Origin of the sequence: Cupriavidus respiraculi (genome assembly GCF_914271545.1) — a bacterium.
Classification (GTDB): Bacteria; Pseudomonadota; Gammaproteobacteria; order Burkholderiales; family Burkholderiaceae; genus Cupriavidus; species Cupriavidus respiraculi.
The window spans coordinates 1,155,617-1,167,508 of the sequence record NZ_CAJZAH010000001.1 but is presented as its reverse complement, the minus strand read 5'-3'; the positions used below and the strand labels follow the sequence as shown (position 1 = coordinate 1,167,508).

The 11,892-nt window shown below is 65.2% G+C and carries 11 protein-coding genes; 1 reads left to right on the top strand and 10 read right to left on the bottom strand.

Going from position 1 to position 11,892, the window contains the following annotated elements; genetic code table 11:
• Positions 1 to 163 precede the first annotated feature (163 nt).
• Genes LDO27_RS05225 through LDO27_RS05210 form a run of 4 tightly spaced genes read right to left on the bottom strand, consistent with a single transcriptional unit; the run spans position 164 to position 4,052 of the window.
• A complete protein-coding gene (locus LDO27_RS05225; RefSeq protein WP_224040827.1) occupies positions 164 to 2,410 on the bottom strand; it encodes a xanthine dehydrogenase family protein molybdopterin-binding subunit in 2,247 nt (748 codons plus the stop codon).
• 11 nt (positions 2,411 to 2,421) lie between these two features.
• Complete coding sequence (locus tag LDO27_RS05220; protein WP_224040128.1) at positions 2,422 to 2,880, bottom strand: (2Fe-2S)-binding protein; 459 nt, start codon at positions 2,878 to 2,880, stop codon at positions 2,422 to 2,424.
• A 10-nt stretch (positions 2,881 to 2,890) separates the two neighbouring features.
• Positions 2,891 to 3,217 (bottom strand): c-type cytochrome, encoded by a 327-nt coding sequence (locus LDO27_RS05215; protein WP_224040126.1) that lies wholly within the window; start codon positions 3,215 to 3,217, stop codon positions 2,891 to 2,893.
• Between the two features lie 25 nt (positions 3,218 to 3,242).
• Entirely contained in the window at positions 3,243 to 4,052 is an 810-nt protein-coding gene (locus LDO27_RS05210) for an SDR family NAD(P)-dependent oxidoreductase (protein WP_224040124.1), read from the bottom strand.
• 204 nt (positions 4,053 to 4,256) lie between these two features.
• Between LDO27_RS05210 and LDO27_RS05205 the strand changes: the two genes are divergently transcribed.
• Positions 4,257 to 5,063: an alpha/beta fold hydrolase gene (locus LDO27_RS05205; RefSeq protein ID WP_224040123.1), complete on the top strand. Its 807-nt coding sequence runs from the start codon at positions 4,257 to 4,259 to the stop codon at positions 5,061 to 5,063.
• A 168-nt stretch (positions 5,064 to 5,231) separates the two neighbouring features.
• Here LDO27_RS05205 and LDO27_RS05200 read toward each other — a convergent pair whose 3' ends face one another.
• The 6 genes from LDO27_RS05200 to LDO27_RS05175 all read right to left on the bottom strand — a co-directional run bounded on the left by LDO27_RS05200 (position 5,232) and on the right by LDO27_RS05175 (position 11,789).
• On the bottom strand, positions 5,232 to 7,211 hold the full coding sequence (locus LDO27_RS05200; protein WP_224040120.1) for a metallophosphoesterase family protein: 1,980 nt from the start codon (positions 7,209 to 7,211) through the stop codon (positions 5,232 to 5,234).
• A gap of 144 nt (positions 7,212 to 7,355) precedes the next feature.
• Positions 7,356 to 8,351 (bottom strand): Bug family tripartite tricarboxylate transporter substrate binding protein, encoded by a 996-nt coding sequence (locus tag LDO27_RS05195; protein WP_224040118.1) that lies wholly within the window; start codon positions 8,349 to 8,351, stop codon positions 7,356 to 7,358.
• Between the two features lie 139 nt (positions 8,352 to 8,490).
• Positions 8,491 to 9,306 carry an enoyl-CoA hydratase gene (locus LDO27_RS05190; protein ID WP_222204973.1) on the bottom strand — a complete coding sequence of 272 codons (816 nt, stop codon included), beginning with the start codon at positions 9,304 to 9,306 and terminating at the stop codon, positions 8,491 to 8,493.
• A gap of 2 nt (positions 9,307 to 9,308) precedes the next feature.
• Entirely contained in the window at positions 9,309 to 10,046 is a 738-nt protein-coding gene (locus LDO27_RS05185) for a FadR/GntR family transcriptional regulator (protein ID WP_222204975.1), read from the bottom strand.
• A gap of 68 nt (positions 10,047 to 10,114) precedes the next feature.
• Positions 10,115 to 11,296 carry a CaiB/BaiF CoA transferase family protein gene (locus LDO27_RS05180; protein ID WP_224040116.1) on the bottom strand — a complete coding sequence of 394 codons (1,182 nt, stop codon included), beginning with the start codon at positions 11,294 to 11,296 and terminating at the stop codon, positions 10,115 to 10,117.
• 193 nt (positions 11,297 to 11,489) lie between these two features.
• A complete protein-coding gene (locus tag LDO27_RS05175; RefSeq protein ID WP_222204980.1) occupies positions 11,490 to 11,789 on the bottom strand; it encodes an HAD family hydrolase in 300 nt (99 codons plus the stop codon).
• Positions 11,790 to 11,892: the final 103 nt, after the last annotated feature.

Genomic DNA, 11,892 nt, shown 5'->3' with positions numbered 1-11,892 from the left:
TCGAGGATTGGTCCGGCATCAAGGCGTGGATCCACGCGCGGCATGGGCATGGGCCTGTCCATCTCTCAATGGCTCGTCGAGGCCCTCGGCGGTAAGATCTGGTGGACAGGAGTTGTGCGATGGGCACCACGTTTTGTTTCACGATGCCCACCACACCACCCGATCAGAGCACAAACGGCAACTGCCGCTGGCGCTTACCGGTAAGCCGGAACAAGGCGTTAGCGACCGCAGGGGCGATCGGCGGCACACCGGGCTCGCCCAGACCTGCGGGCGCATCCTCCGACGGCACGAAGAACACATCGATACGCGGGGCATCGGGCATGCGCGGCGGCGGATAGTCCGGGAAGTTGCTGTTGCGAACCACACCGTTCTCCATCTCGATCGCGAAGCCGGGTCGAATCATCGACAGCCCGAAGATGCATGCGCCCTGCACCTGCGCCTCGGCGGTGAGCGGATTCACCACGCGATTGCAATGCACGCCGGCCGTGACGCGATGCACGCGCGCTTCCCCCTTCACCACGGACACCTCGACCACATAGGCTACGACGGTACCGAACGACTCATGCACCGCCACGCCCCACGCCTGCCCCTTCGGCAACTTGCGCTTGCCATAGCCGGCCTGCTTCGTGGCGAGCTGGAGCGCGGCGCGATGCCGCGCATGACGCTTGGCATCGAGGCGCGCCATGCGCCATGCCACCGGATCCTGCTTCGCGGCGGTGGCCATCTCGTCGATCAGGGTCTCCTTGACGAAGCCCGTATGCGTATTGCCGACCGAACGCCACCACAACACGGCCACGTCGACTTTCGGATGATGCGCGGTTACCTGCATCGGCAACGCATATTCGTTCTCGACGATGCCTTCGGTCATGGTCGCATCCACGCCGTTCTTCACCAGCACCGCCTCGAATGGCGTGCCCATGACGATCGACTGGCCAACGATCGCATGCTGCCAGCCCACAACCTGCCCCTTCGCATCGAGCCCGATGCGCGCACGGTGGACGTGCAACGGGCGATAGTAGCCACCCTTGATATCGTCCTCGCGGCTCCACATCACCTTGAGCGGTTCGGTACGGCCCTTGGCGACCCATGCGCGGAACACACCGGCCGACTCGACCAGATAGTCCGACGTCGGCACGGCACGCCGGCCGAAGCCACCGCCCGCCATCATCGTGTTCAGCGTGACCTTCTCGACCGGCAGCGACAGCGTACGCGCAATGGCCTCCTGATCGACGGTCTGGAACTGCGAGCCGACCCACACCTTGACGCTGGTCGCCCTGTTGCCGCTGATCTCGGCCTGCATGGTGCAGTTGAGCGGCTCCATCGGCGCGTGGGCAAGATAGGGCAGCCGATACTCGGCATCGATTACGCGCGCCGCACCGGAGAGCGCCTGCTGCATGGCGCCGTTCTCGAACGGAAGCGCCACGAGTCCTGGCTGCATGGCCAGCGTCGAATACTCCTCGTACAGCGCCTGCGTGCTGACCTTCGAGCCCGCATCCTCCCATTCGATCTGCAACGCGTCACGGCCCTGCTTCGCAGGCCAGTATCCGGTGGCGACCACCGCCACACCGGAGCCACCGCGATCGACGGGAACCTGCATCACCTCGATCACGCCCTTGATCGCGCGCGTCTTGTCCGCGTTGAACGACTTCACCTTGCCACCAAAGCGCGGCGGATGCGCCACCACGGCCACGACCATGCCGTCAAGACGCGTATCGATGCCGAACACCGGATCGCCGCGCAGCTTCGATGCGGCATCCAGACGCGGCATGGGCTTGCCGATCAGGCGAAACTGGGACGGGTCCTTCAACACCACGTCTTGTGGCACCGGCAACGCCATCGCGGCGTTGGCGAGTTCACCATAGGTAGCGCGATGCGAGCCCGAGGTGACGACGCCCTGCATGGCCGAACAGCTCGCCGGGTCCACGTTCCATTGTCTGGCGGCCGCCGTCACCAGCATCGCGCGGGCGCGCGCTCCCAGTTCGCGATACTGCGTAAACGAATGCATCAGCGCGGTGGAGCCACCGGTCATCTGAATGCCGAAGCCGGGGTCGCGATACGCGTCGCCCGCAGGCGCCAGTATCGACCGGACGTTCTTCCAGTCCACATCGAGTTCATCGGCCAGCACCATCGGCAGCGCGGTATGCACGCCCTGACCGAACTCGAGCCGATTGACGGCGATGGTCACGGTGTTATCGGGGGCAATGATCACGAACGCCTGCGGTGGCGACGGGGGGTTCGACTTGGCGCCGCCCTCCGCCTGGGCGAGATCGGTCCCGCCCGCCAGACCCAGTGCCAGTCCACCGCCAGCCATGCCCGTGAGCTTGAGAAAGCCGCGACGCGACATCGGTACGATGGTGTCGTGCGACACGCCTGCGCCGCGACCGCCTGCCAGAGATTCCAATCCACGCATGCTGGCGCTCCTCAGGCAATGGCGCGCGCGGCATCTTTGATCGCCGCGCGAATGCGTTGATAGGTGCCACAGCGGCAGATGTTGCCCGCCATGGCCTGATCGATATCGGTATCGGTCGGCTTCGGTTTGGTGCGCAGCAGGCTTACGGCGCTCATCACCTGTCCGTTCTGGCAGTAGCCGCATTGCGCCACGTCGTGCCGGATCCATGCGTCGAGCACGGCGCGGCCGACCTTGTCGTCGCCCATGCTTTCGATCGTATTGACGCGTACCTGCGCCACCGACGAGATCGGCATCACGCAGCTGCGCGTCGCGGTGCCGTTGATATGGACCGTGCACGCGCCGCATGCGGCCATGCCGCAACCGAACTTGGTGCCGGTCATGCCGAGGTTATCGCGCAAGGCCCACAGCAGCGGCGTGGAAGGATCGGCATCGACATCTACTGTCTTGCCGTTGACGTTCAGCGTGGTCATCGACGCCTCCTTATTTTTGCGAAAGAATCCACTGCGCTAGCGCATTCACGTCGGCGTCGGGCACCTGCGGCTGCGGCGGCATGGGTACCGCGCCCCATTTGCCGCTGCCTCCGGCCTTGATGCTCGCCGCAAGTTGCTGCGCGGCCTTGCTGTTGCCTTTGTACTTGGTGGCGATCTCTTTCCACGACGGACCGACCAGACGCGCATTGGCCTGATGGCAACCGACGCAGGCGAATTGCTGCGCCAGCGCCTCGCTTGCCTGTGCCGGTTGTTGAGCGATGAGGGCGAATGTTGCGGCCGAGACGACCGTAACCAGGGGTGCGATGATTTTGTTCATGTCGGGACGTGCCTGCTGCTTTGGTTCAGTTCTTGTTGCCGGCGCGCGCGGCATAGCGCGGCCCGGCCGTGCGCGATGACAGATGGTTCGACATCGCTTCGCGCGCGGTCTCCCATGCCTGCCATTGCCTGTCATCCTGCAACGATGGGATCGAGGCGAACAGACCGGCGTCGAGATCGCTCAGCGCGGCATCGACCAGCGTTTCGGGCGTCATCACCCAGCTCTCCGGCAGATTCGAGGACGGCAGACCGGCGATGTCCCAGAACTCCGTGCCGGTCGCGCCGGGCAGTACCACCTGAACCGTGACGCCGCTATCGCTCAGTTCCTTCTTCAGCGAACGGCTGAACGCCAGCACGAATGCCTTGGAACCACCGTAGACGCCATTGAGGATCTCGGGGGCCACCGCGACGATCGACGCGATATTGATGATCGTGCCAGCCTTGCGCGCGACGAACGCCGGCGCCACCGCATACGACAGGCGCATGACGGCCGTGACGTTCACGTCGATCATGCGCTCCATGTCATCGACCGGCGATTGTGCAAGCGTGCCTGCCCCGCCGAAACCGGCGTTGTTGACGAGCATGGTAATGCGATCGTCTTCGGCGAGCCTGGCTTCCACCCGTCGCAGGTCGGCGGCATCGGTCAGATCCGCGGCAAGCACGTCCACTTGCACCCCGTGCGTGCTCGCGAGCTTGTCGGCACGCTCGCGCAGGCGCTGCTCGTTGCGTGCAACCAGAATGAGGTCGTAGCCTCGGGCCGCGAGGCGATCGGCGTAAACGGCGCCGATGCCGGAGGACGAACCGGTGACGAGAGCGGATCCGAGTGGTGATGACATGTCTATCCCTGTTGGTGATTGCGCGGTGTGCCTTGACGGCACACGGAAGCATAGGGAGGACGCCCTCCGGCGTCCTGACGTAAACACATCCTTTTAGGACAACCCGAAGGCCGCGCAGCAACGACCGAAAGCGCCGCGTTTATGTCATCCAGTGGCCAACGTTCGGCCATACGCTTTGCAAGTTGCCCATCGAGGACAATGATCATGGCACGGACCTTTGACATCGAGACACCCCATGGCCGCCTTGCCGCACGCGAAGCGGGCCCCGACGGCGGCATTCCGCTCCTGCTGCTGCAGCGCTTTCGCGGAACGATGGATGACTGGGACCCCGCCTTCATCAAGGAGTTGAGCGTCGACCGACGGGTGATCTGGTTCGACAGTGCCGGCATCGGACGATCCGAGGGCGTCGTGCCGGACACCATCACCGGCATGGCCGCGGTGGCTGCGTCAGTGATCGACGCATTGGGTTATCAGGCAGTGGACCTGCTGGGCTGGTCGCTCGGCGGGGTCGTGGCTCAGCAGCTGGCACTGGACGCGCCGCATCTGGTGCGGCGTCTGATCGTGGCGGGCTCGAGCCCCGGGACGATCACCGACGGCCAGCAACCTCATCCGAAAGTGCCGCAGGTGATGACGCGCCCGGCCAACGACATCGACGACTTTCTGTTTCTGTTTTATCCCGAGACCGAATCCGCCGTTGCTGCGGGCCGCACCTCGCTGACTCGCATTGCCGAACAACCGGGCCGCGGGCCTGTCGTCACGGCCGAGGCGTTTATGGCGCAGATCAAGGCGATCTCGTCATGGCAGGGCGTGCTACATCGCGCGAGCGAACTGCGCCTGCCAATGCTCGTCGCCAACGGCGCGCGCGACGTCATCCTGCCTGCGTACCGCTCGTTCGTGCTGTCACAGCAGGCGTGTGACGCCAAACTGGTCCTATATCCCGATGCTGGCCATGCCTTCCTGTTCCAGGAGGCGGATGACTTTGCTGCGCAGATTGATCGCTTTCTGGCGTAGCGCCGGTGGCTATGTCAACGCAGCTTCCGGCCACTGGCAGGAAATCGCTGAACGACGCAGAAGGGTCGGAAGGCGTCGTATCACTGTCCGCGCCATTCGCGACGCGGACAGTGATACGACGCCCGGCAGGCGGGCCGGCGAGACAGGCCCGCCGTTGCCGCCCGTCCGCTATGGGGTCGCCGAGCTCGTAGCAATGACCGCGAACTGCCCGTCCTCGTGCAGCCGGGCCCAGAACACGCGGCGTGCTGCATCCAGACCGACGAGCGTGACGCTGGCGCAGGCGCCTCCGACATCGGCCGGCAGGGACTTGCTCAGGTAGTCAGGGTGATAGGGCTGCTTGCTGATGCAACCCGCGTCGGTCAGTGCCCGCCACGCTTTGCCATCCCAGCGAGCCAGTGCGACGCGCTCGCCGGCGGCATCGCTTGGCAGCGTGAACTCCAGCACGTAGGCATGTCCGGTCTGGCCCGGCTTGAGTTCCCAGTCGCGGGTAGTGCCCGCGGGCAGCGTGACGGGCGCCTTGCCCAGTTCCGAGCCATCGCCATAGCTGCCGGCCAGCCCCGTTTCCGCGGTGATGTCCTTGAGGCGGCCATAGGGATCCGTGTACATGCCGGTCTGGCCATTGATACCCGAGATCACCAGGACGTCGGACAGCGTTTCGCCTGTCTTCGCTTTCCAGGATAGCGACACCAGCTTGGACAGGTCGATGGTGGTTTCGCGGATCTCGACGGCTTCGCTCGCCGTGCCTTCGTTGATGACCCGCGCGCGCTGGCTGTTGTTCAGGTTACGGCGCCAGCTTTCATCGCGGACGAACATGTAGCGGTACATCAGCGATTCCAGTTCCCGGTTGGTACTGGCGTACGTTACGCCCGGTTCGACGGCCATGGTGCGCGTGCGCGTGTCATAGCGGTTGAAGACGTCGTTGCGGCCGTCCAGGATGCGGGCCTTCTGGCCGGCGGGCGAGGCGCAGGCGCTGGTGCGATAGCTGGCGTCGTAGACGTTGTTGCTCTGGATCCCGGCGGGCAGGCTGGCGGGATAGACGATCTTGTCGCAGCGCGTGGCGGTCCGCGTGAAGCGGTCGAACAGGCGCCAGGCCGGCGCGGCCAGTTCCTTCGGGCCGTCGGTGTTGGCGTACACCGTGTGGGGTGCGTAGAACGCCTGGTAGTCGATGGCGGCGCCCTGCACGGTGAACAGCGACACGTTGGTGTCGATCGATCCGGACACGTCGCCGGCCACTTTCACCATGAGGGTGTTCTGTACCTGTTCGTTTTCCCCATACCGGTTCTCGTAGCCCTTGTAGGCGGCGCTGCCGGCAACGATCTGCGTGAACGGGCGCTGCGTCGCGTCGCGGATCTGGCTGCGCGAATACATATGTTCGTGGCCCGCGATATAGATCACGTCGTTCTCGGCGAAAAGCGCCCGGAACTTGTCGTAGACGTCACGGAAGGCCGCGTCCGACGGCTCGGACAGATAGCCTTCGAGGATCTTCTCTCGCAGCATGCCGTAGCGATTGCCGACCAGCGAGTTGTGCGTCATCAGGATGATGTGCTCCACCTGACCGCGGTGTTCGCGGATCTGCTTCTCGACAAACTCGTAGGCGAAAGGCAGCCAGTCGTACGAGATGTTGATGAACAGCACATTCTCGCGCACCAACGCATAGTTCTTGAACTTCGAGCCGGGCATGTGCTTCGCGTCGGCGGGGATCAGCTCGCTGACGGTGTCGAAATAGTCCTGGTCGATACCCTTGTTGTCATGGTTGCCCATGATGGGAAGCAAGACCATGCGGTCGGTGTAACGGCTGGCGATGGCGCGCCATTGCGCGTACTCGGCCGCGGTGCCATTCTCGGTGAGGTCGCCGGCCATCAGCACGATGGTGGCGCCTTCCTGCGCAAGCTTGTCCAGGGCGGCGCGCATCGGGTGCTCCGCGACGCCGGAAGCGCTGCCCTGCGTGTCGGGCAGCACGCCGATGCGCAGCGTCTTGTCGCTGGCAGGGGGCAGCGGGGCGGGCGCGGGAGTGGGAGTGGGGTCCGAAACCCCGGGCAGCGGGGCGGCCGGATCGTCCGAATCGCTGCCACATCCGCCCAGGGCGAGCAGCATAACGGCGATGGCGCCGATCCGGCTGCAATGGTGCAGGCTATATCTTTTGAACATGCTGGCTTCCAGTTGTGATGCGCAAGCGTAGGAACATCTCGTTACGCTGGTGTGACGCATCGGCATCACGCACTGGAAGGGCCCGGAAGCGACCGGGAGGGGGTCGTCAGGCGCCCGGGTGGGCGCTAACCCAAGCGGTATCTTTCAATCAATCTTGATATTCAACTGCTGCACCGCCCCCGCCCACTTGTTCAACTCCGCATCGACAAACCGCGCCAGCTCCTTCGGGCTGCTGCCCACCGGCGTCGCCCCTTCCTGATTGAAGCGCTGCGCCAGCTTTGGGGAGCTCAGCACCTTGCCAACCGCCTTGTTCAAAGTATCGATGACCGGCTGCGGCGTGCCCTTCGGCACCAGCAGGGCATTCCACGTATTGATCTCGAAACCCTTGAACCCGGGCAATTCTCGCATTGCTGGTACATCCGGCAGCTGCGCCGAGCGGTCCTTGGTGGTGACCGCCATCGCGCGCAGCCGGCCCGCCTTGACCTGCGGCAGGGCGGCGGGCAGCGTGGCGAAGCTCAGCTGCGTCTCGCCGGCCATCACGGAGGTGTTGGCCAGCGCGCCGCCGCGGTAGGGCACGTGGACGAGCTCCAGTTGGGCGTTCTGGCCGAACATCGCGCCCGCAAGATGCACCGGGGAGCCGTTGCCGCTCGAGGCGTAGTTCAGTTCGCCGGGCTTCTGCTTGGCCAGCGCCACGAGTTCCGGCACGGATTTGGCGGGCAGCTTGGGGTTGGTGATCAGCACCAGCGGGATCGAGGCGACCATGCTGACGGGCTCGAAGCCGGTGACGGGCTCATAGCCGAGGGTCTTCTTGTACAGCGCGGGGTTGATGCCGTGGCTGGACACCGTGGCCATGAAGAGGGTGTAGCCGTCGGGGGCCGATTGCTGGACGAACGCCGCCGCGGCATTGCCGGCCGCGCCGGGCTTGTTCTCGACGATGACCGATTGCTTGAGCTCGGCCGCGAGCTGTTCGGCGAGCGAGCGGGCCAGGATGTCGGTGGTGCCGCCGGCGGCGTAGCCGACGACGATCTTGACCGGCTGCTGCGGATACTGCGCGTATGCGGGGCTCGCGACGGTCAGGGCTGCAACCGCGGAAAAAGCGCATGCGGCGGCCACCGCCAGCGGTGTCGAAGGCGTCTTCATGGTGTGTCTCCTGTTGTATTGCGGCGGCGTCCATCCCGCTGGTGCGGGGCGGTATCGCCATGCTTGTTGTCGGGCCCGGTCAGCGCGATCTGCGTCGCGTCTGGCCGGCCCCGTCGTTCTCTCTATGCTGGCGGCCGCTTCAGCGGCCCTTGAACACGGGCTGTCGCTTCTCGGCGAAGGCGAGCTTGCCTTCGCGGTAGTCGTCGCTGGCGAAGCACTGCATCACGAGCGCTTTCATCGCTTCGACGTCGACCTCGGGGCCGAGTTGTTGCAGCTGGCGGATCATGCGCTTGCCGGCCTGCAGCGTGAGCGGGGCATTGGCGGCGATCTGGTTGACGCGGGTCTGCACGGTGGCGTCCAGGTCCACGGCGTCCACCACCGCGTTGACCAGACCGAGCGCCTGCGCTTGCGCGGCGGAATAGCGCGCGGCGGTCAGGAAGATTTCGAGGGCCTTGGCGGCGCCGACGGCGCCGACGAGGTTGCGGATGGCGGTCAGGCGGTAGCCCAGGCCGAGCCGTCCGGCGGGAATGGCGAAGGTGCTGTCGTCCGAGGCGATCCGCATGTCGCAGCACAGGGCGATATTGAGGCCGCCGCCGATGCAATAGCCGCGGATGCGGGCGATGGTGGGCTTGGCGTAGTCGTATAGCGCGAGCTGGGCGGCTTCCGCAACCTGTTCGTAGGCCGTCACGGCATCTTCGCCGGAACGCAGCTTGTCGAACTGCGAGATGTTGGCGCCGCTGACGAAGGCGCGTTCGCCCGCGCCGGTCAGTACGACCACGCGCACGTCGTCGTCTTCGGCGAAGGCAGAGAGGGCCTTGGGCACCGCCGCCCACATGTCGAACGACACGGCGTTGTGCCGCTGCGGATCGTTGAACGTGATCCACCCCGCGTTGCCGCGCTTCTCGACCAACAGGGCGTCGGTGATCTCCCCTTCCAGAATGCGTGTCGTATCCATGCTCATGTTCCTGAACGTAGTGCCAGATGGCGTTCCATGCCGTTGACCAGGTGGCGGCGCATGGCCTGGCGCGCGGCCTCGGGGTTTTTCGCCGCGATGGCGTCGAAGATCGCGTGATGCTCCTGCTCGATCTCCGAGATGCGCGCGGTGCCGGTCGACGTGGTGCGCAGCGTGCGCACCGCGTCGTGGATGACCCGGCTCAGATGCGCCATCAGCCGGATGAAATAGGGGTTGTTGGTGGCCGAGCTCACGGCCAGGTGAAAGTCCAGCGCGGTATCGACGCCTTGCTCCAGGTCATTCCCCGCGCTGTCCACCTTTGCCAGCGCGAGGCGCAGCGTGTCCAGTTGGGCCTCGGTGCGAAACTGCGCCGCCAGCGCCGCCGCCCCCGACTCGATCTCGACGCGCAGCTGGTACACGTGCTCCAGCGCATCGCCCTGCAGCAGCTCGCCCTTGACGATCTCGAAGTTACGGTTGCCGATGTCCTGCGCGACGAACGAGCCCGTACCGCGCCGCGTTTCCACGTAGCCGGCCAGCTTGAGCCGGGCGATCGCTTCGCGCACGACATTGCGGCTGACATCGAACGCCGAGGCCATCTCGTGCTCGGTGGGCAGGCGCTGGCCCATCGCCAGCGTGCCGTTCAGGATGCGCTCGCGGATCTGGTGCGCGATATCGTCGGGCAGGTTGTCGGGGCGGCTCAGGCGCGTGAAGTCGCGCGGCGCCGTGGCTGGGTGATCCTTCATGGGAGCTCCGTCATGGATGGTGGCTTGCCTCGCCGGCAGGCCATACACGGCGGCTATGTTAGCGTCCCTCAGATCACGCCTTCCCGGGCGAGCGCCTCGATGCGCGCCGGGTCCAGGCCCAGCATCGTCTCGTACACCGTGCGATTGTGTTCCCCGGTCTCGGGTGCCGGCGTCGGCTGGCCGAACGGTGTGCGGCTCATGACAACGGGCTGGCCCACCACCGAGATCTTGCCGAGCCGGGGATGGTCCACGGGCGCGCTCATGCGCAGGTGCCTGACCTGCGGATCCTCGAAGACTTCGTCCATGCCGAGGATGGGCCCGCACGGCACGCCCTCCTGATTCATCAGGGAAATCCATTCTTCGGTGGTGCGGGTGCGCGTGCGCTCCGCGATGGCCTCGTTCAGCGCGGGACGGTTCTTCGCGCGCAGCGGCACGCTGCGAAAGCGCTCGTCCTCGATCAGCGGCTCGATCTCGAGCACCTTGCACAGCCGCGCGAAGATGCCGTTGCCCATCGCGGCGATGTTCATGTATCCATCCTTGGTCGGATACACGCCGGTGGGTGCGCTGGTCGGGTGGTCGTTCCCGCTCTGTCCCGGCACTTCGCCGTTCATCAGCCAGCGCATGGCCTGGAAGTCCATCATCCACAGCTGCGATTGCAGCAGCGACGTCTGCACCCATTGGCCTTCGCCCGACGACTCGCGCTCGAGCAGCGCGACCAGCAGGCCGATGGCGCAGAACAGGCCCGCGGACAGGTCCGCCACGGGAATGCCCGCCCGCATCGGGCCGCGACCGGGCTCGCCTGTCACCGACATCATGCCGCCGATGCCCTGGGCGATCTGGTCCAGCCCCGGCCGATCGACATAGGGGCCGTCCTGGCCGAAGCCGGACACGCTGCCATAGACGATGCGCGGGTTGATCTTGCGCAGCGATTCGTAGTCGATGCCCAGCTTGAACTTCACGCTGGGACGGTAGTTCTCGACCACCACGTCGGCCTTGCGCACCAGGTCCAGGAACAGCGCCTTGCCTTCGGGGTGCTTCAGGTTGAGCGTGATGCTCTGCTTGTTGCGGTGGGTGTTCTGGTAGTCGGGGATCTGCGCGGAGCCCCCGGGCTTGTCATCGGGGGCGAGCCCCGGCTCTTCGATCTTGATGACGGTCGCGCCCCAGTCGGCGAACTGACGCACCGCCGCGGGCCCCGAACGCACGCGCGTCAGGTCCAGGACGGTAAAGCGGGAAAGCGGGCCTTGTGCCACGGTTGTCTCCAGTCTGTTCTTGTAGCCATCAGGTCAACTGATAGGATGTTGGACATCCTATCTGACAGGATGGAACGCGGCAAGACTGGTGTTTACGCTTAGCGCCCGGTTCGGGCGCCGGGCCCAACGCAAAAAAGCCGGCGTCTCCCCAAGGGGCGACGCCGGCGGATGCCGGGTGGGAGAGTGGCGCGGCCTAGCCGGGCGTGCGACCCACGCTGCGCAGATAGTCGTTCTTCTTGTCGAAAATCAGCTGGCTGAGAAAGTCCGCGTCATAGGCCGTCAACAAATGCGGATGGTATTCCTCGATGTAGCGCGCCACGCGGGTGCGCTCGCAATCGATGCCGCACAGCCATTCGTACATCGCCCGGTCCCAGCGGAACGACAATTCCAGTTCGCTGAAGGCGGCGTTATAGGCGGCAAGCTGGATGTCGGTCGGGACATGTACTGGCGCGCGTGCCGGGGTGGCCGCGGCGTAGGTCTGGACGTCGTTCATGGCGGACTCCTTGCTGTTCTGCTTCGGTGGAACTTGAAAGCAGCATAGAGTCGACCATGAATTAACGATAATTAAAGTTACAACAGCTGACCATAAGCCATTC